The 20,610-nt window shown below is 71.1% G+C and carries 18 protein-coding genes; 7 read left to right on the forward strand and 11 right to left on the reverse strand.

Going from position 1 to position 20,610, the window contains the following annotated elements; all coding sequences use genetic code 11:
- Positions 1 to 220: 220 nt before the first annotated feature.
- The 8 genes from purH to ABD798_RS10280 all read right to left on the reverse strand — a co-directional run bounded on the left by purH (position 221) and on the right by ABD798_RS10280 (position 9,329).
- A complete protein-coding gene (purH, locus tag ABD798_RS10245; protein WP_344873163.1) occupies positions 221 to 1,792 on the reverse strand; it encodes a bifunctional phosphoribosylaminoimidazolecarboxamide formyltransferase/IMP cyclohydrolase in 1,572 nt (523 codons plus the stop codon).
- Complete coding sequence (purN, locus tag ABD798_RS10250) at positions 1,789 to 2,406, reverse strand: phosphoribosylglycinamide formyltransferase (protein WP_344873970.1); 618 nt, start codon at positions 2,404 to 2,406, stop codon at positions 1,789 to 1,791. The genes purH and purN overlap by 4 nt, the downstream gene beginning before the upstream one ends.
- A 124-nt stretch (positions 2,407 to 2,530) precedes the next feature.
- A complete protein-coding gene (locus ABD798_RS10255) occupies positions 2,531 to 4,087 on the reverse strand; it encodes a cell division protein PerM (RefSeq protein WP_344873165.1) in 1,557 nt (518 codons plus the stop codon).
- 177 nt (positions 4,088 to 4,264) lie between these two features.
- Positions 4,265 to 4,846, reverse strand: coding sequence for a DUF5336 domain-containing protein (locus ABD798_RS10260; protein WP_344873167.1), 582 nt, complete (start codon positions 4,844 to 4,846; stop codon positions 4,265 to 4,267).
- A gap of 212 nt (positions 4,847 to 5,058) precedes the next feature.
- Positions 5,059 to 5,949, reverse strand: a complete 891-nt coding sequence (gene sucD / locus ABD798_RS10265; protein WP_344873169.1) for a succinate--CoA ligase subunit alpha — start codon at positions 5,947 to 5,949, stop codon at positions 5,059 to 5,061.
- 9 nt (positions 5,950 to 5,958) lie between these two features.
- Positions 5,959 to 7,128, reverse strand: a complete 1,170-nt coding sequence (gene sucC, locus ABD798_RS10270; protein WP_344873172.1) for an ADP-forming succinate--CoA ligase subunit beta — start codon at positions 7,126 to 7,128, stop codon at positions 5,959 to 5,961.
- A 162-nt stretch (positions 7,129 to 7,290) separates the two neighbouring features.
- A complete protein-coding gene (locus ABD798_RS10275) occupies positions 7,291 to 7,608 on the reverse strand; it encodes a cobalamin B12-binding domain-containing protein (RefSeq protein ID WP_344873174.1) in 318 nt (105 codons plus the stop codon).
- The gene (locus ABD798_RS10280) at positions 7,605 to 9,329 is read right to left on the reverse strand and encodes a hypothetical protein (RefSeq protein ID WP_344873176.1); all 1,725 of its coding nucleotides are present in this window, start codon (positions 9,327 to 9,329) and stop codon (positions 7,605 to 7,607) included. Before ABD798_RS10280 ends, ABD798_RS10275 begins: the two co-directional genes overlap by 4 nt.
- A gap of 127 nt (positions 9,330 to 9,456) precedes the next feature.
- Here ABD798_RS10280 and ABD798_RS10285 point away from each other — a divergent pair, with 127 nt between their 5' ends.
- Both ABD798_RS10285 and ABD798_RS10290 read left to right on the forward strand, forming a co-directional pair.
- Entirely contained in the window at positions 9,457 to 10,467 is a 1,011-nt protein-coding gene (locus tag ABD798_RS10285) for an esterase/lipase family protein (protein ID WP_344873178.1), read from the forward strand.
- 408 nt (positions 10,468 to 10,875) lie between these two features.
- Positions 10,876 to 11,457: a M23 family metallopeptidase gene (locus tag ABD798_RS10290; protein WP_344873180.1), complete on the forward strand. Its 582-nt coding sequence runs from the start codon at positions 10,876 to 10,878 to the stop codon at positions 11,455 to 11,457.
- 598 nt (positions 11,458 to 12,055) lie between these two features.
- Here ABD798_RS10290 and pcrA read toward each other — a convergent pair.
- Positions 12,056 to 14,449 (reverse strand): DNA helicase PcrA, encoded by a 2,394-nt coding sequence (pcrA, locus tag ABD798_RS10295; RefSeq protein ID WP_344873182.1) that lies wholly within the window; start codon positions 14,447 to 14,449, stop codon positions 12,056 to 12,058.
- A 50-nt stretch (positions 14,450 to 14,499) separates the two neighbouring features.
- Positions 14,500 to 15,312, reverse strand: coding sequence for an SdrD B-like domain-containing protein (locus ABD798_RS10300; RefSeq protein WP_344873184.1), 813 nt, complete (start codon positions 15,310 to 15,312; stop codon positions 14,500 to 14,502).
- 296 nt (positions 15,313 to 15,608) lie between these two features.
- Here ABD798_RS10300 and ABD798_RS10305 point away from each other — a divergent pair, with 296 nt between their 5' ends.
- Complete coding sequence (locus ABD798_RS10305; protein WP_344873186.1) at positions 15,609 to 15,905, forward strand: chorismate mutase; 297 nt, start codon at positions 15,609 to 15,611, stop codon at positions 15,903 to 15,905.
- 216 nt (positions 15,906 to 16,121) lie between these two features.
- On the opposite strand, the gene ABD798_RS10310 is transcribed toward ABD798_RS10305, so the two are convergent.
- A complete protein-coding gene (locus tag ABD798_RS10310; protein WP_344873188.1) occupies positions 16,122 to 17,249 on the reverse strand; it encodes an arginase family protein in 1,128 nt (375 codons plus the stop codon).
- A 105-nt stretch (positions 17,250 to 17,354) separates the two neighbouring features.
- Here ABD798_RS10310 and ABD798_RS10315 point away from each other — a divergent pair, with 105 nt between their 5' ends.
- From ABD798_RS10315 to ABD798_RS10330, 4 genes are all read left to right on the forward strand, one after another.
- Positions 17,355 to 17,660, forward strand: a complete 306-nt coding sequence (locus ABD798_RS10315; RefSeq protein ID WP_344873190.1) for a hypothetical protein — start codon at positions 17,355 to 17,357, stop codon at positions 17,658 to 17,660.
- A gap of 194 nt (positions 17,661 to 17,854) precedes the next feature.
- Positions 17,855 to 18,589, forward strand: coding sequence for a PIG-L deacetylase family protein (locus tag ABD798_RS10320; protein ID WP_344873192.1), 735 nt, complete (start codon positions 17,855 to 17,857; stop codon positions 18,587 to 18,589).
- 27 nt (positions 18,590 to 18,616) lie between these two features.
- Positions 18,617 to 19,543, forward strand: a complete 927-nt coding sequence (locus tag ABD798_RS10325) for a hypothetical protein (RefSeq protein ID WP_344873194.1) — start codon at positions 18,617 to 18,619, stop codon at positions 19,541 to 19,543.
- 167 nt (positions 19,544 to 19,710) lie between these two features.
- Positions 19,711 to 20,550, forward strand: coding sequence for a hypothetical protein (locus ABD798_RS10330; RefSeq protein ID WP_344873196.1), 840 nt, complete (start codon positions 19,711 to 19,713; stop codon positions 20,548 to 20,550).
- Positions 20,551 to 20,610 lie beyond the last annotated feature (60 nt).

Here is a 20,610-nt window from a genome sequence, read left to right on the forward strand (position 1 = left end):
CCGGCGAAGGAGCCCGCACCCAACGAACACACACGCCACAAGAAGCCGGTGACCACCACGGCTGATCCCGCACCAGCCCTGGCGTTCATTCGAACACGTGTTCGAATGATGGGACTAGTAAACCGGGGTGCGCTGCCCCCGTCAAGTCACTCGGACGAGGGTTTCCACACCATAGGAGAAGGGCCCGACAACGCCGGGCCCTTCCCATCAAAACCGCAGGTCAGTGCGCGAAGTGACGCGTCCCCGTCAGGTACATCGTGACCCCGGCCGCCTGGGCCGCCTCGATGACCGCGGAGTCCCGCACGGAGCCGCCGGGCTGGACCACTGCGCGCACCCCGGCGGCGGTCAGCACCTCGAGGCCGTCGGGGAACGGGAAGAAGGCGTCGGAGGCCGCGACGGAGCCCTTGGCGCGGTCCCCGGCGCGGGAGACGGCGAGCCGGGCCGCGTCCACGCGGTTGACCTGGCCCATGCCCGCCCCGACCGTGGCACCGCCACTGGCGAGCAGGATCGCGTTGGACTTGACCGCCCGGCACGCGCGCCAGGCGAACACGAGGTCGGCCATGGTCGCGTCGTCGACCGGTTCTCCGCAGGCGAGCGTCCACTTCGAGGCGGAGTCGCCCTCGGCGTCGATCGCGTCAGCGGCCTGGAGCAGCAGACCGCCGGAGACCGCGCGCATCTCCAGCCCGCCGCGCACCGGAGCCTCGGCGACGAGGATGCGGACGTTCTTCTTGCGGGTCAACACGTCCACGGCGCCATCGGCATAGCCGGGGGCGACGATCACCTCGGTGAAGATCTCCGCGACCTGCTCGGCCATCTCCACGGTCACCTCGCGATTGGCCGCGATCACGCCGCCGAACGCGCTGACCGGGTCGCAGGCGTGCGCCTTGCGGTGCGCGTCCGCGATCACGTCACCGTCTACAGTGGACACCGCAATGCCACAGGGGTTGGCGTGCTTGATGATCGCGACGCAAGCGTCGGAGTGGTCGTGCGCGGCGCGCCACGCGGCGTCGGCGTCCACGTAGTTGTTGTACGACATCTCCTTGCCGTGCAACTGCTTCGCGGTGGCCAGACCCGCGGCGCCGGGAGTGACGTAGAGCGCGGCGCGCTGGTGCGGGTTCTCGCCGTAGCGCAGCACCGACGAGCGCTCCCACGTCGCACCGGCCCAGCTCGGGAAGCCGGACTCGTCGGCGGCGATGGTGCTGCCCATCCACGAGGCCACGGCGACGTCGTAGCTCGCGGTGTGCCGGAAGGCGTCGGCGGCGAGGCCCTGGCGGTCGGCGAGGCTGAACCCGCCGCCGCGCACGCGCTCCAGCGCCCACTCGTAACGCGCCGGGTCGACGACGACCGCGACGTTGGCGTGGTTCTTGGCGGAGGCGCGGACCATGGCCGGGCCGCCGATGTCGATCTGCTCGACGCACTCGTCCTCGGACGCGCCGGAGGCGACCGTCTCCCGGAACGGGTACAGGTTCACCACGAGCAGGTCGAAGGCGGCGATCTCCATCCGCTCCAGCTGCTCGACGTGCTCGGGGCGGCGGACGTCGGCGAGCAGGCCCGCGTGCACCCCGGGGTGCAGCGTCTTGACCCGGCCGTCGAGGCACTCGGGGAACCCGGTGACCCGTTCGACCGGGGTGACGGGGATGCCCGCTGCGGCGATGGCCTTCGCGGTCCCGCCGGTGGAGACCAGCTCCACCCCGGCCTCGTGCAGCCCGGCGGCCAGTTCGACCAGCCCGGCCTTGTCGGACACGCCCAGCAGCGCCCTGCGGACCGGCCGCAGGCCATCTGTCGCGGTCACGGAATGTTCACCTCTCGTCCCGTTGTGGTGCAGCCTTCTCGCGCGAGCCGGGCGAGGACGTCGACCAGCATCCGCCGCTCGACCTCCTTGATCCGCTCGTGCAGGTCTGTCTCGGTCTCGCCGGGCAGCACGGCGACCGCCTCCTGGGCGAGGATCGGCCCGGTGTCCACGCCCGCGTCGACCAGGTGCACGGTGCAGCCGGTGACCTTGACGCCGTAGGCGATGGCGTCGGCGACGGCGTGCGCGCCGGGGAAAGCGGGCAGCAGCGCGGGATGCGTGTTGATCACGCGACCGCCGAAGCGCTCCAGCACGGCGGGCCCGAGGATCTTCATGAACCCGGCGGAGACCACCAGGTCGGGCTCGTGCGCGGCGATCTCCTCGGCGAGCGCGCGGTCCCACGCGTCGCGGTCGGCGTGGTCGCGCAGCCGGACGGAGAAGGTCGGGACGCCGTGGCGCCGTGCGCGGTCGAGCCCTTCGAGCTTGCTCCGGTCCGCGCCGACCGCGACGACGGTGGCCGGGTAGCCCCCGGCGTCGACCGCGTCCAGCAGCGCCTGGAGCAGGGTGCCCGAACCGGACACGAGGGCAACGATGCGGGCGGGGACCGGCACGCTCAGCCGCTGTGCGAGCGGCGTCACATCCGGGTGCGATGGGCTCAGCGTCGTCTCCTGGCAAGCCGGATCAGGGGCGTGACCAGCGTAGTTCCTGCCGTGTCGAGCACGTCGGGCAGGGCGGGCGGCGTCAGCGCTTCGGCGGCGGGGGCGGGTCCTCGTCGTCGATCGTCAGCTCCTCGCCCAGCTCCTCGGCGAGCTCCCGCGCGAGCCGGTCCTCCTCGTCCTCGACGTCCTCGGGCAGCGGCTCGAACCGGTAGCCCTCGGTCTCCTCGACGGCGTCGTCGTACTCCTCGTAGTCCTCGAAGTCCTCGAAGTCGTCAACGTCCACTTCGGACAGTTCCGACGTCTCGGGCTCTTCGCCTTCTTCGGGCTCTTCGGCGTCCTCGGGTGCGTCGAGCGCTTCCGGTGCCTCAGCGTCCTCGTCGGTGTCTTCGGTGTCATCGGTGTCATCGGTGTCCGAGGGTTCCTCGACCTCGTCGGACTCGGAGTCGGCCTCGGCACCCTCTTCTCCGAGGACGGCCTCCTCACCCACCGACTCGGAGTCGGCCTCCTCTTCCTCGGCCTTGGGCGCGAACACCCACGCCACAAGGGCTCCGGGCACGAGGACCCACCCCGCGGCGGCCAGCACGACCTTGCCCGCCTGCACGGTCACCGGGTCGAACGGCCCGCCACCGAGCCTTCCCCCGGCGAGGAAGGCCAGCACGAACATCGCCAATCCGATCAGCACGGCGGCGACCGCGACGGCCTTCACCCGCTCGATCGGCTCCGGCGAGCACTTCCGGCAGCACCAGCCGACGAGCACGCCGACCAGCAGCGGCAGCACGAAGACCGCGAGCCACCACCGGCTGGTGACCGGCGGCAGTGCGGCGAGCAGCGGCACCGAGGGCACCGGGGCCAGCGCCATGCCGATCGGCGCGATCACGGCTTTGCCCACCGCGAAGCCGGATCCGAGCGCGAAGGAGCTGGCGGCGATCACGATGTTGGGCAGATAAGCCAGGCACAGCAACGCGATGCCGAAGAACTCGGCGATTCCCTGGCCGGCGTCCAGGAACATGCCCGCGACCTTGGGCAGGGCCACCAGCAGCCCGACGGAGAACAGCAGGGCGCCCACCGCGAGGAGTGCGCCGAGCCCCAGAACGCCGACGTAGAGGCCGCGGCGGAGCGGTGCGTCCAGCCTGCTGATCAGCTCGGCGAGGCCGCACGTCTCGGCGAGCGCGATGGTCGCGGCGACACCGGAAACCAGTGCGGCGCCTACAAAAGCGGTGGTCGGCGTCGCGACGGCGGCGCCTTCCGGCTGCACAGCGGCGAGCACGGCGGCGAAGACCCCGTGCGCGGCGGCGATGGTGCCGATCAGCTGCTGGGTCGGGCCGGGGGCGCGCAACCGCATCCGGCGCGCGGAGGCCCTGGCCGAGCGCGCCACGAGCAACGCCACGATGAGGGTGAGCAGCAGCGGCAGCACGCCGAGCGGGGCGCCGCGCAGGGTCACCGGCACCTGGTGGGCGGCCAGCCACAGCCAGCGGGCCGACGCGAGCACTTCGGGGACGGAGAAGACGGCGAGCGGGGCCGAGCCCACCACGACGGCGGACACGCTCGCCGCGACGAGGAACCCGAGCACCAACGGACCGAGCGCGGCTACTACGAGTAACCGAACCCGCAGGCCCCTCGGAGCCGCCCGCGGCCGCACGACCACCTCGTCTACCCCCTGGTCAGTAGGTTGCGCCGTGGTCATGCGGGCACACTCGCACCGGCAACTCGCCGTTCAGCTCAGACACGCCGCGTGACCAGGCTCGGAAAAGCCGTCAGGGTGACACCGCGACCGCGATGTCACCCCGACGAGAGGTCTTGCTCTATTTGATCAGCATCAGCTCTGCTGGAATCCACCGGGCGGGGTTCCGGGCTGCCCGAACTGCTGGGTCTGCTGCGGCTGCTGGGGGTAGCCCTGCTGCGGGTAGCCGCCGGGCTGCTGGCCGTAGGGCTGCGGGAAACCGCCGGAGGCCGGGTTCCAGCCACCGGGCGGGCCGTACTGCGGCTTCGGCTGGAGCTTGATGATCTCGATGTCGGCGAGCAGCGCCACCACCGTCGCACCCGCCTGGAGCAGGCTGGCGATGAAGACCACCACGTACAGGCCGGTGACAGCCGAGGAGGCGATCAGGCCCTGCAGCATCTGCAGCGCGGGCACGACGGCCAGCGGCGCGGCGGCCCAGAGCAGCTTGGGAGCCTTGGGCAGCACCGAGAGTCCGGCGAGCACACCGCCACCCAGCAGGTACGGCGAGATGCCGACCGAGGAACGGGCGTCGGTGGCGAAGCCGCAGAAGAACGACACGAGTGCGAGTCCCGCGGCGACCAGCGAGAGGATGAAGGCGAGGTCCAGGGGCTTTCCCGGCTGGCCGGGCATCCCGGGCTGCTGGGGATGGGGCTGGGGCGCGCCGTAGGGCACGGACATGCTGGGTCTCCTCCTCGAACGAGGCGGCCACTGTGGACGCTTGAGGGTTGTGGCAGCGGAACGCTAGCCGATTCCACCGTCAGGACGACATCCGACACCCACGGCTTCCCCCGGTGTGTCGAACCCGTTCGAGTCAACCACCACCGCTGCGTGACGACAGAGGCCGGGTGACCCGTCGCGGGTCACCCGGCCTCGTGTCCGACGAGCGGTGATCAGGCGAGGGACTTCATGATCTCGCGCATCAGGTCCGCGGTCGCCGACGGCGTCTTGCCGACCTTGACCCCGGCGGCCTCGAGGGCCTCCTGCTTCGCGGCGGCGGTGCCGGAGGAACCCGACACGATCGCGCCCGCGTGCCCCATCGTCTTGCCCTCGGGGGCGGTGAAGCCCGCGACGTAGCCGACGACCGGCTTGGTGATGTGCTCGGCGATGTAGGCCGCGGCGCGCTCCTCGGCGTCGCCGCCGATCTCACCGATCATCACGATGGCGTCGGTCTCCGGGTCGTCCTGGAACGCCTGGAGGCAGTCGATGTGCGTGGTGCCGATGATCGGGTCACCGCCGATGCCGACCGCGGTGGAGAAACCGAACTCCCGCAGCTCGTGCATCATCTGGTAGGTCAGCGTGCCGGACTTGGACACCAGGCCGATCCGGCCAGCGCCGGAGATGTCGGCCGGGATGATGCCCGCGTTGGCCTTGCCGGGGCTGATCACGCCGGGGCAGTTCGGCCCGATGATCCGGGTCTTGTTGCCCTTCGCGCCCGCGTGCGCCCAGAAGTAGGCGGTGTCGTGCACCGGGATGCCCTCGGTGATGACGACGGCGAGCGGGATGCCCGCGTCGATCGCCTCGACCGCGGCGTCCTTGGCGAACTTCGGCGGAACGAAGATCACGGTGACGTCGGCGCCGGTGGCCTCCATGGCCTCGGCGACCGAGCCGAAGACCGGGACGACGGTGCCGTCGAAGTCGACCTTCTCGCCGGCCTTGCGCGGGTTCACGCCACCGACGATGTTCGTGCCGGAGGCCAGCATCCGCTTGGTGTGCTTGGTGCCCTCGGCACCGGTCATGCCCTGGACGATGACCTTGCTGTGCTCAGTGAGGAAGATAGCCATCTTGTCGTGTCACTTCCCCGCTGCAGCGAGTTCGGCGGCGCGGTCGGCCGCGTTGTCCATGGTGTCCACCACGGTGACGAGCGGGTGGTTCGCGTCGGCGAGGATGCGGCGACCCTCGACCACGTTGTTGCCGTCCAGGCGGACGACCAGCGGCTTGGTCGCGCCGTCGCCGAGGATCTCCAGCGCCTTGACGATGCCGTTGGCGACCGCGTCGCAGGCGGTGATGCCGCCGAAGACGTTGACGAAGACGCTGCGCACGTCGGTGTCGGAGAGGATGATCTCCAGGCCGTTGGCCATCACCTCGGCGGAGGCACCGCCACCGATGTCGAGGAAGTTGGCGGGCTTGACGCCGCCGTGCTTCTCGCCCGCGTAGGCGACGACGTCCAGGGTGGACATCACCAGGCCCGCGCCGTTGCCGATGATGCCGACCTCGCCGTCGAGCTTGACGTAGTTGAGGTCCTTGGCCTTGGCCGCGGCCTCCAGCGGGTTCTCCGCGGCCTTGTCGACCAGCTCGGCGTGCGCCGGGTGCCGGAAGCCCGCGTTCTCGTCGAGGGTGACCTTGCCGTCGAGCGCGACGATCTTGCCCTGCGGGTCGCGCACGAGCGGGTTGACCTCGACCAGGGTGGCGTCCTCGGAGACGAAGGTCTCCCAGAGCTTCACGATGGTGTCGGCGACCTGGTCGGCGACCTCGGCGGGGAACTTCGCGGCGGCGACGATCTCGTTGGCCTTGGCCAGGTCGACGCCCGCGATCGGGTCGATCGCGATCTTGGCGAGCGCCTCCGGCTTGGAGACGGCCACCTCCTCGATGTCCATGCCGCCCTCGACGGAGGCCATGGCGAGGAACGTCCTGTTGGAACGGTCCAGCAGGAAGGAGAAGTAGTACTCCTCCGCGATGTCGGACGCGGGGGTCACCAGCACGCGGTGCACGATGTGACCCTTGATGTCCAGGCCGAGGATGCCCTCCGCCTTGGTCTTGGTCTCCTCGGCGGTCTCGGCCAGCTTCACGCCGCCGGCCTTGCCGCGACCGCCGGTCTTCACCTGGGCCTTGACCACGACGGCCACGCCGTAGTCGGCGGCGATCGCCGCGGCCTCATCCGGGGTGGTGGCCACGGCGCCCGGCAACACCGGGACCCCGTGGGCGGCGAAGAGGTCCTTCGCCTGGTACTCGTACAGGTCCACTCAGAGTCTCCTGATCTCGCCAACGACACCGCTGTCGGACCGGGTGACCCTATCGACCAGCCACTAAGCAATCGCGCCCGCATACGGTGAAGTCGGTCACCGCGCACGTGAATTACCAGGAATCGCGTGCTCACTGAGACGAAGGCAACGCCCGGGAATCGTTCAAGTAGTCGGCGCGGCGTCACTCTGGCGGGGGTCGACGCCCGTGAGCGATTCCACAATCTCGCCGGGTTCGGCGCCCGGGCGGAGGAGAACGACGTCCTCAGCGCCCTGTGCCACAAGCAGTTCGCGAAGTTCTTCCACGGATTCGGCTGACACGTCCGTGAAGCCGACGGCGCCGGCGTCCTCCTGCACGACGGCCGCGGCGACCTGCGCGGGATCGCGCGACTCTCCTATGTGGACGACCTCGAAGCCCGCGTCCCGCAGCGCCCGCGCGAGCGGGTCGGCAGCGGCACCGCCCGCGATCACCACTCGGGTCATCCGGCGGCCTTTTCCTTTCGGGACAGCGCGATTCCCGCGGCGACGAGCAACACCGCGAATCCACCCAGCGCGAACCACATTCCGGAGGCAGCCGCGGCGCCTTCTGCCCGTTGCACCGTCAACGGCAGCTCGGCGGCGCGCAGGCCCACGACGACCGCGGCTCCGGACAACAGCCCGGCGGCGCGGCGCGGTCGGCAGAACAAGGACAGCGCGCTCGCGGCGACGGCCGTCAGCATCGCGACGAGCACACCCCACGAGGAGATGCGCAGCGGTGAGAGCAGTCCGGGCGCGATGAAGTCGGGCGCGGAGAGCACGGGCACGACGAACGCCGCCGCGCTCAGCGCCACCGCGAGGCCGACCGGGGCGAAGAGCGCGTCGTTGCGGATCGGTTCACTGAGGTCGACCTCGTCCCGCTCGACGCCGCCCGCCAGCGCGGCTGCCGCACCGGCGCCCAGCGCCAACGCCGCGGCCGCGATCAGCGCCCAGGTGCCGGGGCCGACCTCGACACCAGCGACCCCGACCGCGCCGACGACCACGTCCAGCGCGATGGCCGCGGCGAACACGACTCCGGCCCAGGCGACGGCGAGCACGGGGCGCAGCGCGCCGGCGAGACCGCGCACGGCCATCGTCAGACCCAGTACTAGAAGGACGCCTCCGGCGGGCAGCAGCATCCGCGCCGGGTAGTTCTCCAGGCTCGGCAGGTCCGACGGCACTTCGATGGTGGGGAGCAGCCCGCCCGCGAACGCGGCCAGCCCGGAGAGCACGGCGAGGGCTCCGGCGACCATCTGCAACCGCTCCTGGCCCGGCAGCTCCACGTCGTCGGCTCCCGAGGCGGGCTCTCCTCGCCCGCGCCCGGCCGGGATCGCCAGCACCGCGAGCACGAGCGCTCCGGCCAGCGCGACGAACGGCCCCCACGTGAGGAAGAACTGGTCCGAGGAGACGGCGGCGGCGATCGGTGGCGCGACCAGCCCGAGCACGGCGAGCACCAGGCCGAGCAGCTTGCCGCGCGCGGCCCCGGGCTCGGCCGAGCTGATGGCCAGCGCGGCGGCGACCGGCACGGCGACCGCGACCAGGAGCACGCCGACCAGCACCCACGGCGGGGAGTCCAGCACCGCGGTGGGCAGGAGATAAGGATCGGTCGACCGGAACGGCGCCGCCGCGAGGCCGACCGAGACCAGCACGCCGACGCAGAGCGTGAAGGCGAACAGCCCGTGCCGGGGCTCGCCGACCTCACCGGCCCTGGCGAGGGACTTGGCCGCGAAGAAACCGGCCGCGACCGTGGCCACGTGGCTGACCAGCAGCGCGAGCAGGCCCGGCCCCGCGCTCAGCACGTTCAGGCTGTGCGGCAGCAGCAACTCCGGGCGCGCGGCCAGGCTCGCCCCGTCCAGGAACTGGAGGTCGATCGCGGCCCGGCCCGGGGCGAGTAGCGCGGCGGGGATGAGGATCCCGGCGGCCAGCGCCACGCGATCGCGAGCACGAGCGACGAGGGCCGCGAGCACGGGCAGCGCCGCGAGCAGGCCCAGAAGCGGCCAGGACGTGAAGGCGGCGGGTTCGGCGGGTGCCGTCACGCCGAGCACCGGGGCGAGGGCGGCCGCGACGGCGGAGAGCACCGACAGAGCGATCGCCGTGGTCAGCGGCGGAGAGGCCGCGTCGGGACCGGGAGCCCGCGAAGGACTGCGATCCGCCGGAGAAGAAGGTGAGGTGGATGGCCGCGCGGTCACCGCGACAACGCTAGCGAAGTGCGGTGCCAAGAGCAGTACGACGCATCTTTTTCGCGGTGAAGGGGTATCCGCAAAAAGAAACCGATGTACCGACGCGCGAGTGGCGCAGATCACCTACCGTCACTCCATGGGGAAGATCGCGAGGTCCGACGTGCACGAGCTGGGGGAACACCTCCTCGGCCACGCACGCCGAGCCGCGGCCGTCGCGGAGACCGCGAAGGCGGTCGGCGAGGGCGTCGGCGTGGTGCTGCGCGGCATGGCCAGTCTCGGCGGCCTGCGCGGTGCCGCCGTCGAGGCGACCTGGCTCGCCGCGCACGCCGTCCTCTACCCCTGGGGAGCCCTCGCCGAGAAGCTGCGCCCCGGCGGCCACTACGAGCGCTACCGGACCGACGACCTGGCTCCGTCGCAGCGCGGCCTCGTCGTCTCCAACCTGGAGGGCGCGGGCACCCCCGTCGTCCTGGTGCACGGCATCGGCGACAACCGCTCGATCTTCACCGTTCTGTCCGGCGCGCTGCGCAGGCGCGGCTTCGGCGTCGTGCACGCCGTGAACTACAGCATCCTGACCGCGGTCACCGGCGACATCAGGACCGCCGCCGCCGAGCTCGGCGCGCACATCGAGCGCGTGTGCGAGGAAACCGGCTCCGACTCGGTGCACGTGGTCGGCCACTCGCTCGGCGGGATCATCGCCAGGTACTACGTGCAGCGCCAGGGCGGCGACGAGCGGGTCCGCACGCTCATCACGCTCGGCACCCCGCACACCGGGACGCTGTCCGCCTACCTGCTGCCGACCAGGCTCGTCCGGGAGCTGAGGCCCGGCTCGGAACTGATGACCGAGCTGGCGGAACCCGCGCCCGGCTGCGGTACCCGGTTCGTGGTGGTCTGGAGCGAGCTGGACGAGGTGGTGATCCCGCAGGTCAACGCCCGTTTACGACACCCGGACCTGGACGTCGAGGAGTACCGGCTCCGTGACGTGGGACACCTTTCCCTGCCCATCGCCCGTCGCAGCGTGCACGCGGTGCTGAGCACTCTCACGCAGTTGGAGTACAGACGCGCGACCCGTTCGCACGTTGCTTGTGATCTGGGTCACACAGCCGAAGATACGCTCCGTTATCGCAGCGGGTCACACTCGTCCGCATGAGCGGCCGAACGGCAGATGACCCGATCAGGGATTTGCCCGTAGGGGTACCCCTTGGCTACTGTCGCCGCCGTCCGTTGTCACGGTCCGGTCACAAGCCAGGACGCTGAGTCGGTTCCCATCGACTCGCCGGGATCCCCCGCCCGGAATGTCCGCCCGGACTCCCCGAAGACGGAAGGGCAGGCCTTGGCGCAACACCGCACCCCCGGCGGCAGTCAATCCTCCCCGGCACTCGCAGACGCGTTGTCGCAGACGGGTTCACGGCCCAAGGGAGCTCACCGGCTCCCGCCGCCGCCGTCGGCACTTCGCGGAAGGGTCGTCGTAGCGGCCGTCGCGGCAGGCGCGTTCGTCGCCGCCGGCGCCGGTCAGACCCTCGCGCCGGGCGGGAACTCTGCTTCCGCGTCAGACGAAGTGGCTCCACTGGCATCCGGTCGCAGCGCCGTCGCGGCGCTCGGCATGGGCGGTACCGCGCCCTCCCCCGACGTCGTTCCGCTGTCCTCGCAGATCTCCGACCCGTCACTCGAGGTCGAGAAGCTGGCCAAGAGCCAGCAGCTGAGGGCGGAACTGGCCAAGCGCGCCGAGCAGGAAGCCGAGCGCAACCGGGTCAAGTTCGTGAAGCCCGCCTCCGGCACCTTCACCTCCGGCTACGGCGCCCGCTGGGGCGCGACCCACTACGGCCTGGACATCGCCAACCGCATCGGCACCCCGATCTACACGGTGGCCGACGGCACGATCGTCGCGGCGGGCCCGGCGAGCGGCTTCGGCCTCTGGGTCAAGGTCCTGCACCACGACGGCACCACGACCGTGTACGGGCACGTGGACCGCATCCTGGTGAAGGAGGGCAAGAAGGTGAAGGCGGGCGAGCAGATCGCCACCATGGGCAACCGTGGCTTCTCCACCGGCCCGCACCTGCACTTCGAGGTCTGGAACTCGGGCGGGCGCAAGATCAACCCGCTGCCGTGGCTCAACGAGCGCGGCGTGTTCGTCAGGTAGACCCCGTACGACCAGGAGGCGATCGCTCATCGAGCGCTCGCCTTTTTGTCGTGCTCTCGCCCCTCACCGCGACCCGCTTCGCTCCGGAGATCCACAGTCGCCGGGTGTGCCCCCGACCGCACACCCGGCGACTGTGTGTCTCAACCCGTGCGGGGGTCTACCGGTCACATATCCCGCCCGGTGCCCCACCAAACCTCGCGGAAGCGCCGCTTCACCCGATTTGCCTAGGCCCTCGCCCCGCAGGTCGCCCGGTGCGCCGGTCTTCAAGACCCGCAAACCCCTGCCCCAGCAGTCTTCAACCAGCGCAAACCCGCACCAAGCACCGGGTTCGGGGCGGTTGGCGGTGATCCAGAGGGAGGTGGGGCGGTCTTGAAGACACCCCAACCTCGGCGACACCGCGCGACCGGGCCTCGGCTCAACCGCTCGCAGACCCCGGGGCCTTGGACGCCTGAGCGCGCCGCTGAGCGGAGTTCCCCCCATGCCCGGCTCCGCGCTGGACAACACCCTCCACACGCACCACCGTTGAGTTGGGGGGTCCCCCGGGCGTACGAAAGCCACCCTCGCCCGCCGGAGCGGTACGAGGGCGACCGGGTGGGGCTCAGAGCTTGGTGAGCGGGACTCCGCCGATCAGCATCAGGCGGACGGTGCCGCCGGTGCCGAAGTCGATGGTGGCCGTCGCCCTGGGGCCGGAGCCGTCGGTGGCGACCACGGTGCCGAGCCCGTACTTGTCGTGCGAGACGCGGTCGCCCACGTCGAGCTTCATCGCGGGCGTGTCCTGCCAGCCCTTGAAGGGCGTGGAGCGCATGCCGCGCGCGCCGAGGCCCGCCTGCGCGGAGTCGCCGCCGCCCACCTGCGAGCGGTTGCTGCCCCAGCGGGTGGCCGAGGTCGGCGCGGAGGAGCGCACCGGCTCGACGCGCTTCCACTCGACGAGCTCGGCCGGGATCTCGTCGAGGAAGCGCGAGGCCGGGTTGGCCATCGGCTGCCCCCACGCGGAGCGCACCAACGCCCTGGAGACGTAGAGCCGCTGCCGCGCCCTGGTGATGCCGACGTAGGCGAGCCTGCGTTCCTCGGCCAGCTCGGTGGGATCGCCGAGCGCGCGCTGGTGCGGGAAGAGCCCGTCCTCCCAGCCGGTGCAGAACACCACCGGGAACTCCAGGCCCTTCGCGGTGTGCAGCGTCATCATCGTGACGACGCCGTCGCCCGCGTCCGGGGTCTGGTCGGAGTCGGCGACGAGCGAGACGCGTTCCAGGAACGCCTCCAGCGAGCCCTGCGCGGGCTGCCCGGCGTCGTCGATCTCCGGTTCCTCGGGTTCCGGCGCCGTGGCCTCGGCCTGGACGAACTCGCGGGCCACGGTGATCAGCTCGGTCAGGTTGTCCACCCGCGAGGCGTCCTGCGGGTCGTCGCTGGCCTCCAGCTCGCCCCGGTAGCCCGTGCGCTCCAGCACGGTGTCGAGCACCTCGGCGACGTCCTTGCCGTCGGTCACCAGCGCGCGCAGCTCGTCGGTCAGCTCGACGAACCCGGCGATGGCCCGCTGCGAGCGCGGGTTGAGCAGGCTGACCTTGCCGTCGGCGGCATCGCGCAGCGCGGCGGCGAAGGAGACGCGCTCGCGCTCGGCGTGCGCGGCCACGCAGGCCTCGGCGCGGTCGCCGATGCCGCGCTTGGGCACGTTGAGGACGCGGCGCAGGCTGACGGTGTCGTCCGGGTTGGACAGCAGCCGGAGGTAGGCCAGCGCGTCGCGGACCTCCCTGCGCTCGTAGAAGCGGACACCGCCGACGACCCGGTAGGGCAGGCCGAGGCGGATGAACACCTCCTCGAAGGCGCGGGAGTTGTTGTTGGTGCGGTAGAAGAGCGCGATGTCGGAGAAGTTCGCGTCACCGGTGTCGACGAGCCGGTCGATCTCCGATGCGACGAACGCGGCCTCGTCGTGCTCGTTGTCCCCGACGTAGCCGACGATCTTGTCGCCGTCGCCGAGGTCGGTCCACAGGCGCTTCTCCCTGCGGTTGGTGTTGCGGGCGATCACCGCGTTCGCGGCGGTGAGGATCGTCTGCGTGGAGCGGTAGTTCTGCTCCAGCGTGATCGTCCGCGCCTGCGGGTAGTCCCGCTCGAACTCCTCGATGTTGCGGATCGTGGCGCCGCGGAAGGCGTAGATCGACTGGTCGGCGTCACCGACGACGCACAGCTCGCCGGGCTCGACGCCGTCCTCGGTGCCGGTGCCGACGAGCGCGCGCACCAGCTCGTACTGGGCGTGGTTGGTGTCCTGGTACTCGTCGACCAGCACGTGGCGGAAGCGCCTGCGGTAGTGCTCGGCGACGTCGGGCCTGGTCTGCAGCAACCGGACGGTGCGCATGATCAGGTCGTCGAAGTCGAAGGAGTTCGACTCGGTCAGCCTGCGCTGGTAGGCGGTGTAGACCTCGGCGACCCTGCGCTCCAGGTCGTTGCCCGCGCGGTCGGCCGCCTCGACCGGGTCGATCAGCTCGTTCTTCAGGTTCGAGATGTGCACCGCGAGCGTGCGGGCCGGGTAGCGCTTGGGGTCCAGGTCGAGCTCGCGGGAGACCAGCGTGATCAACCGGCGCGAGTCGTCGGCGTCGTAGACCGAGAAGTTGGAGCTGCGCAGGTCCAGGTTCTTCGCCTCGCGGCGCAGCAGGCGCACGCACATCGAGTGGAACGTGGACACCCACATCACGTTGGCGCGCCCGCCGACGAGCGCGGTGACGCGCTCCTTCATCTCCGCGGCGGCCTTGTTGGTGAAGGTGATCGCCATGATCTGGCCGGGGTGCACGCCGCGCGCGCCGAGCAGGTAGGCGATGCGGCTGGTGAGCACGCGGGTCTTGCCGGAGCCCGCGCCCGCGACGACGAGCAGGGGTGAGCCGCTGTGCTCGACGGCGGCGCGCTGCTGGGGATTCAGCCCCTCCAGCAACGCTTCTGGGCCGCGCACCTGACGGGCGACGGGACCGTGATCATCTGACTGGGAGACCTCGAACAGGGTGTCCATGGTGGTTCCCAGGCTACTCCGCCGGTCCCGTCGCCCACGCGCCCCCGCGCTCAGCCGAGGTGAACCCGCAGCGTGGCCGTGTTGTTGGGGAAGACGTTCTCGGAGCGGCGGAACCCGGCGACGTGGAAGTCCATCGAGATGTCGCCGCTGTCCGCCGTCGGGGTCAGCTCGACGCGGACCTTCGGGCGGTCGGTGCCGGGCAGGTGGTCGGCCTCGGAGCGGCAGAACAGGTACTGCCCCGAAGCCGGGTCGATCCGGCAGGCCCAGCCGTCACCAGCGGCGGAGGTGAGCTGCAGGCCCTCCGTGAACTGGGCCTCGATCCAGTCGCCGCCGTTGGGGACGGTGCCGTGGTTGGTCGCGGTCAGCTCGACGGCGACGCTCTGGCCCTTGGCGGCCTTCACCTCGGCGGGCGAGACGGTGAGCCCGATGTCCTGCTTGCGCTGGACCACTCCGAGATCGAACTTCGGGCAGCTGGCCGCGCAGGAGAAAGTCTTTGTCTCCCAGAGGTTCCAGTCGAAGTCGGAGTCCCGCGCGTCATCGCCGGTGTCGGGCCGGGTGAGCGTCAGCACGAGCGGCAGAGCCTTCGGGCGCAGCTTGTACGGCCCGCCGCTGAGCGGGAGCGAGTAGTACCCCGCCTTGTTCGTGACGGCGGAGGCGGCCTCCGTGCCGTCCTCGCGGTAGGCGGCAATGGTGATGCCCGCCTTGCCCGCCTCGCCTCGTTCGCGGACCCCGTCGAAGTCGTCATCGGCCCAGACGACACCGGTGACGGCGGATTCGGGTGCCGCCGAAGCGGGCAGTGCGAGCGAGGTGAGCGACAGGAGCGCGAGCGCGGCGATCCCCGTGGTGCGAATGGTGTTTCTCAACTTCCCCTCCAGAATTGAGACGTACCGGACCAAGGTAGGACGCGCGCGGGCTCCACGGGTTGGGTTCGCACGACACGGCGTGATCCGCGCGGGTCGCACTCGACTGGGCGAACGGCGCGTGTCAGACTGTCTTCGTGCTTCGCTCTGGCTTCTACTTTTTCTACGGGTACCGGACTCCGGTGCCCGTGGCCGAGTGACCGCACTCTGACACGGAACACCCCGGAGTCCACTGGACCCGGGGCTTTTTGCTGCCGGGGCCGGAAACCTCTCCGAGAACCCACCAGGGAGCATCGACGATGAACGCCACCGCGGACAGCGAGCCCGCAACCCAGCAGACCGCCTCGGACATCGCTCCGGACATCAACGCGCTGCGGCTGGAGATCGACCAGCTCGACGCCGAGATCCTCCGGCTGATCCAGCGGCGCAGCGAGGTCTCGCGCACCATCGGCGCCGCCAGGATGGCCGAGGGCGGCCCGAAGATCGTCTACAGCCGGGAGATGGCCGTGCTCGCCCGCTTCCGCGACCTCGGCCCCGAGGGCCGCGAGCTGGGCATGCTGCTGCTGCGCCTGGGCAGGGGCAGGCTGGGCCGCTAGGGCCTGAGCGGTGTCCCGCACGTCGCGGAGTTCACCGGTCTTCAAGTCCCGCAAACCCCCGCCTTCGCGGTCTCCAACGACAGCAGACCTCATCGAGCACCGGGGTTTGCCGCGGTTAACGATGATCGAGAAGGGGGTTCGGTGGTCTTGAAGGCCAGCGAACCCCTGGCGGCGCCGTGACCAGGACGCACAGCTCAACCGCTCACAGGACAGGGCCTAGGAGGGGAACACCCCCGGCCAGTGCGGTGTGAGCGCGGCACGGACGACGGCCAGGTCGGCGTCGGTCACGGCCGCGTTGCGCACGGCGTCGTCGGGCACGTAGGCGATCGGGTCGGGAAGCAGCGGCTCGGTGATCCCGAGCAGTCCCTCGACCAGCGCGTGCAGGCACACCGCGGCGTATCCGCGCTGGTAGCCGCCTTCCTGGGTGAGCAGCAGACGACCACCGGTCAGCTCGTCGGCCAACGCGGCGGCACGGCGGCCGATCGCGCGGTAGCCCTCGGCGGTGACGTTGTGCCTGCCGTTGGGGTCGAAGGCGCTCGCGTCGAAGCCCGACGCGCAGAGCAGGACGTCCGGGCGGAAGGCTCGCAGCAACGGCGCTGCGACCTCCTCCAGCGCTCGGAGGTACGCGCTGTCCCCGGCGCCGAGGGACAGCTCGATGTTGGCGTTGCGCCCCTTCGCTCCCAGCGCTCCCAGCTCATCGGGTGCTCCGGTCTGCGGGTGGCTGCCGCCCCACGAGCCGTGCCGCATGTGCACGGAGATCGTCAGCACGTCGGGGTCGCCGAGGAACGCCTCCTGGGTGCCGTTGCCGTGGTGGACGTCCCAGTCGAGGATGGCGACCCGCCGCGCGCCCCTGCGCTTCGCCGAGGCGGCGGCCAGCGCGATGTTGTTGACCATGCAGTAGCCGTCCGCCGCAGCGGGCTGGGCGTGGTGACCGGGCGGGCGGACCATCGCGTAGGCGGTTCGCGCGCGGCCGTCCAGCACCGCGTCCATCGCGGCGAGCGTGGTGCCGGCCGCGGCGAGGATCGCGGGCCAGGAGCCCGGCCCCACAACGGTGTTCTCCTCCAGCGCGACGCGCTCGGGTCCGGCGCAGGCCGCCTTCAGCGCGTCGAGGTAGCCGCGGTCGTGGACGGTGGCCAGCTCCTCCTCCGTCGCCGCACGGCCCTCGTGCCAGCGCAGCCGCGGGGCGATCGGCCCGCGACGCAGCACGCCGAGCATCGTGCGGAGGCGGTCGGCGTTCTCCGGGTGCTGCTCGGCGACGTCGAGCCACGGCCAGTCCCCGGGCAGCTCCCACAGGCCGTGCCCGGCGTCGTGGGTGAAGCAGTCCTCGTGCCAGAACACGTCCACCGGCGCAGGTTACGGGCGCTCGCGGGCACCGCGCAGGCGAATATCAGGGGCTTCTCAGGGTCACCGCGACACCCGAACGCGCTGAAGAAGGCGCACACTGGAGGCATGGTGTTGCACCTCATCGCAGTGATCGTCGCAATCCTCGCCGTGGTCGCCGCGGTCGTGCACGGCGGCTACCTGGCCATGCTGAACTCGGCGGCGAAGCGCAGGCCCGGCGCCTCGCACATCTCCCAGTGGGTGAGCGGCCGCTGGGGCGTCGCGGGCGCGACCGGTGGCATCGCGCTGCTGGCGCTGTTCTTCACCGGCGGCGGCATCTTCCTCGACGTCCTCGCCATCCTCATCGGCGCGGGCAGCGGCGTCGCCTCCACCAAGGCGCTGCAGGAGACGCAGCAGCGCTTCCGCAGCAGCTGACCAGCGCTTCTCCGGCGCCCCCGCACTCCTCCGGCACCGGAGGGGCAGGGGGCGCTCCGCTGTCCGGGGACCGTCGACAGCCGCTGTGACCAGCGGAAACCGATCATGGTCGGACCATCCGACCGGGTATCACACCGAGTGACAGACCGTCCCCGTAGCGCAACCACGAACGGCGCAGTCTTACTCTGTGCAAGATGACGAGCGCACAGGACGTCCAGGGTTCCCGGGTCAGCCGGGCGCTCGTCATCAGCGCGCACCCTGACGACGTCGACTTCGGGGCCGCAGGCACGGTGGCCTCGTGGACCGCCTCGGGGATCGAGGTCGCCTACTGCGTGTGCACCTCCGGTGAGGCCACCGGAGACCTGGACACCCCGCGCGCCGAGATCGCCAGGCTGCGCGAGAACGAGCAGCGCGCCGCCGCCAAGGTGGTCGGCGTCGACGAGCTGCACTTCCTCGGCCACCCGGACGGCGGCCTGACCGCGTCGCTGGAGCTGCGCCGGGACATCACCCGGGTGATCCGCGCGTTCCGGCCGGACCGGGTGCTCACCTGGTCGCCGGAGATCAACTGGGACCACATCGTCACCTCGCACCCGGACCACCGCGCCGCGGGCGAGGCCGCGTTCGCCGCCGTCTACCCGGACGCGCGCAACCAGCACGCCCACCCCGAGCTGCTCGCCGAGGGCCTGGGGCCGTGGACCGTCCGTGAGCTCTGGCTCGCCGACGGCCCGCTCGACCGGCGCAACCACGCCGTCGACATCACCGACACGATGGCGGCGAAAATGGCCGCCCTGCGTTCCCACAAGTCCCAGACCGGCGATGCCGATGGACTTGAGGAAGGCATGCGGACGTTCCTGGAGGCGGCGGCGCGGCGGCACGGTCTCGCACCGGGCAGGCTCGCCGAGACGTTCCAGGTAGTCCACACCGGCTGACCCAAGGCGCGCGAAAGGGGTTTCGCGATGGACAGCGGGCAGGGGCCTGCGCAGCGGTACCGACCCCAGCGGGGGCGGCACCGCCAGGAAGCCAACGCGCTCGCCTGGACGCCGGCCTCGACCACCGATGCCGCCCTCGACGCCTCCTCCGGCGCGCCGGGCACCGCGGCCGACCCGATCGACGACACCAACACCGGCGGCCTGCGCAAGCTCGACCTCGGCATGGTCCCCGCCTCGGTCACGCCGCCCGCCACGTGGAAGCGCGCGGCCTGGTTCGCCGGACTGTCCTCGGCGACCGTGCTCGTCGTGCTGGTGGCCGCCGCGGTCACCCTGGTCGGCCCGAAGGACGTCTTCGACCGGATCAACGCACTGCCCGCCTACCCCAGCGAGCTGATGCTGGTGACCACCACGACCTCGGCCCCGGCCAAGGCGGAGCAGGGCGCGCGCTCGGGAGCTCGCCCGTCCGGCGGCCAGGGCGCGACCGGCCAGGAGGGCTCGGGCGGCGGTCCGCGCCGCACCACCGGCTCGCCCGCCGAGACCACCTCGCCGGGCACCGGGACACCGACCACCACCACCTCCAGCATGACCACGCCGCCGGTGACCACGATCCCGTCGTTCGGCCCGGAGCTGATCCCGGTGAGCCAGCTGACCGAGAACACGGTGCGCTTCTTCTCCGCGGTCGCCAACGACGTCGAGAAGGCCTTCGCCGACCTCGCGGGCCCCGAGTTGAAGAAGGAGGGCCTGACCACCTTCCAGAAGCGGTTCAGCTCGATGGAGGACCGGCTGGAGTTCAAGGGGATTCGGGTGGACCCGGCGCGCGGCGTGACCACCTCGGTGATCGAGATCAGGGAGAAGGACGGCAGAATCGTCGTCCAGGAGCGCGAGCTCCGGTTCGTCCCCAGCACCGCCCAGCTGGTCGATGCCGAACGACTGGTGTCCTCCGCCCAACGGTGAACCAGATTCGCAAAAATCAGCTACTGCGGGTAGTTCGACACCCGTTCGGCTGGTCCAAAACGACCGTTCAGCGCTCCGAACAGGTGAAGTCACATCAGAGTGTCGCGCCCGGAGCCGATGTCACGATACGAGTTCTGCCGACCACAGAACGTACGGAGGCAGCCACCGTGGAGCGCTCGACCACAGGTCGCCGGCACCAGCGCGCCGGTGCGGTCACCGTCGCCGAACTGATCAGGAAGCAGCCCGGCGTGCCCAGGTACCCGGGCGCGGACGCCACGGGCGGCTACCACTTCCGGTCCGAGGTGTTCGAGCGCGTCGCCTCGGGCGCCACCTCCCCGCAGCCGGTCTACAGCTTCGACCCCGACCCGGATCCCGAGCCGGAGGAGGGCGAGCACCCGCTGCTCAAGCCGCTGCGCACGGTCGGCCTGGTGTTGGGCGCGCTGCTGCTGGCGGGCTCCGTCGTCGCGGCCTCGGTGATCACCGCCGACTACGGCCCGCGCGGACCGCTCGTGCAGTACCAGGCTCCGCAGCTCAACGGCGCCCTGGCGCTGCGCCCCGACCTCGTGCTGGACAGGTTGACCAACTCCACCAAGGTCAACGCGGCGCTGGGTGCCCCGGGTGCCAAGCAGCCGTCGACCTCGGCCAAGCCGGTCGCCCCGATCGCCACGCAGAAGAGCACCTGGCAGCCGAACGCGGTCACGCCCACCACGGCCGTCGAGGTCGTGCACGAGTTCTTCCAGCGGTTGCAGCACCGCCCCGACCTGGCGTTGCAGATGGTGGACGCCCGGCTCATCGGCCAGGACCGCGCCGCCTTCCTCAAGGCCTGGGAGAGCGTGAAGTCGGTGCAGGTCAAGAACGTGGAGCAGAGCCGCAACGGCGTGCTCGGCACCGCGACGCTGGAGCTGCTCAACGGCACCAAGCTGCGGATGGAGCAGCTGCTGACCCTCAGCGTCGCCGAGCCGCGACAGATCGTGGCGGCGGAACTGCTCTCCGTGCAGCAGAGCTGAGAGCACTGCGACGTTAGGCCACCGAGGTTGCTCCGAACGGGTGCTGACAGCTTTCACATA

This window comes from Allokutzneria multivorans (assembly GCF_039537405.1).
GTDB classification, from domain to species: domain Bacteria; phylum Actinomycetota; class Actinomycetes; order Mycobacteriales; family Pseudonocardiaceae; genus Allokutzneria; species Allokutzneria multivorans.

What these genes read in the sequence shown, in the direction of transcription:
- sucD (WP_344873169.1), bottom strand. Translation starts at nt 5,949, where the DNA reads ATGGCTATCTTCCTCACTGAGCACAGCAAGGTCATCGTCCAGGGCATG.
- ABD798_RS10325 (WP_344873194.1), top strand. Translation starts at nt 18,617, where the DNA reads ATGGACAGCGGGCAGGGGCCTGCGCAGCGGTACCGACCCCAGCGGGGG.
- ABD798_RS10320 (WP_344873192.1), top strand. Translation starts at nt 17,855, where the DNA reads ATGACGAGCGCACAGGACGTCCAGGGTTCCCGGGTCAGCCGGGCGCTC.
- ABD798_RS10260 (WP_344873167.1), bottom strand. Translation starts at nt 4,846, where the DNA reads ATGTCCGTGCCCTACGGCGCGCCCCAGCCCCATCCCCAGCAGCCCGGG.
- ABD798_RS10285 (WP_344873178.1), top strand. Translation starts at nt 9,457, where the DNA reads ATGGGGAAGATCGCGAGGTCCGACGTGCACGAGCTGGGGGAACACCTC.
- ABD798_RS10275 (WP_344873174.1), bottom strand. Translation starts at nt 7,608, where the DNA reads ATGACCCGAGTGGTGATCGCGGGCGGTGCCGCTGCCGACCCGCTCGCG.
- ABD798_RS10315 (WP_344873190.1), top strand. Translation starts at nt 17,355, where the DNA reads ATGGTGTTGCACCTCATCGCAGTGATCGTCGCAATCCTCGCCGTGGTC.
- pcrA (WP_344873182.1), bottom strand. Translation starts at nt 14,449, where the DNA reads ATGGACACCCTGTTCGAGGTCTCCCAGTCAGATGATCACGGTCCCGTC.
- ABD798_RS10305 (WP_344873186.1), top strand. Translation starts at nt 15,609, where the DNA reads ATGAACGCCACCGCGGACAGCGAGCCCGCAACCCAGCAGACCGCCTCG.